General features: G+C 32.8%; 2 protein-coding genes. One reads left to right on the top strand and one right to left on the bottom strand.

What is annotated here, in order from left to right; genetic code table 11:
* Positions 1-96: 96 nt before the first annotated feature.
* Positions 97-624 carry a tryptophan transporter gene (locus V7659_RS28195; protein WP_335453262.1) on the top strand — a complete coding sequence of 176 codons (528 nt, stop codon included), beginning with the start codon at positions 97-99 and terminating at the stop codon, positions 622-624.
* A gap of 55 nt (positions 625-679) precedes the next feature.
* On the opposite strand, the gene V7659_RS28190 is transcribed toward V7659_RS28195, so the two are convergent.
* Positions 680-871, bottom strand: coding sequence for a hypothetical protein (locus V7659_RS28190; protein WP_144554820.1), 192 nt, complete (start codon positions 869-871; stop codon positions 680-682).
* Positions 872-1149: the final 278 nt, after the last annotated feature.

Here is a 1149-nt window from a genome sequence, read left to right as displayed (position 1 = left end):
ATTATTATGTTATAATGTAAGCAGGTTTTTCGCTGCAGGCAATGAGTGCACTGCAGGAGAAACAAATAGATTAGTATAGCAGAGGAGAGAAGAGAAATGAATACGAAGAACATTGTAGTTTTAGCACTATTAGCTGGGATTGGGGTAGTTTTGCATACGGTAATGCCTAGTTTTCTTGGAATTAAACCTGACATGATGCTTGCAATGATGTTTTTAGGAATCATCCTTATTCCTGAGTTAAAGAGTGTGATGCTTTTGGCCATTGTAACTGGAGTATTGTCAGCGTTAACCACTGGTTTTCCAGGCGGACAAATTCCAAATATCATTGATAAACCCATCACTGCTTTAGTTTTTCTTGGGTTATTTTTAGCTTTAAAAAAATACCGAAATTCGATTGTTAGTGTTGGCGTTTTAACTGCCATTGGAACCCTTGTTTCAGGTACAATCTTTTTAACAGCAGCATTCTTTTTAGTGGGCTTACCTGCATCATTCACTGCACTATTTGCTGCAGGAGTTCTTCCGGCTATCGCACTAAATACCATTATTATGATTATTTTGTATCCTGTAGCCCTATCCATAGTGAAACGAACTAAATTAACAACACCTTCCGTCATTCAAAAATAATCGACGGGACTTAATTAAGAAAAGAACCCAGCGGGGTTCTTTTCTTAATATTCCTCTAAATAAGTTTAGAGATTAATACAGCAATTAATAGAAAGATCCCTCCACCTCCAAATAGAGCAGCAGCTTTTTTTCTTAAAATTTGTTTAGGTGGATAAACACCTGGTCTTGTTAATTCGATTAAATATTTAATTGCACCCAATAAAAGGATAGCACTAAAGATAAAAAAAATGATGGCAGCAATTTTCATCTTCCTTGTCCCCCTATTTTGTTTCAAAAGTTCGACTGAACGTTGTAACTATTTATATGTTTACCCGTCCATTCCTATGAACAGGTATAAATGTAATTAGGGAGATCAATCGTATTTTTTTAAATTTAATTTTCTAAAAGTTGTTATTATTCAGTGGATACCAAAAGGTAAAGCATTTAATGGTTGATTTATAATAATTTCACTTTTTTAAAAATTTCAATAGATTATTGTTCTAATTTTAAAAAATTTGTGAATTTTTTCTTTATTAATTTTTATTT

This window comes from Neobacillus drentensis, from assembly GCF_036966985.1.
Classification (GTDB): Bacteria; Bacillota; Bacilli; order Bacillales; family Cytobacillaceae; genus Neobacillus; species Neobacillus drentensis_E.
The sequence above is the reverse complement of the archived record's forward strand: the minus strand, read 5'-3'. Positions and strand labels throughout refer to the sequence as shown.

Coding starts and splice junctions, on each gene's coding strand:
- V7659_RS28195 (WP_335453262.1), top strand. CDS start 97: ATGAATACGAAGAACATTGTAGTTTTAGCACTATTAGCTGGGATTGGG.
- V7659_RS28190 (WP_144554820.1), bottom strand. CDS start 871: ATGAAAATTGCTGCCATCATTTTTTTTATCTTTAGTGCTATCCTTTTA.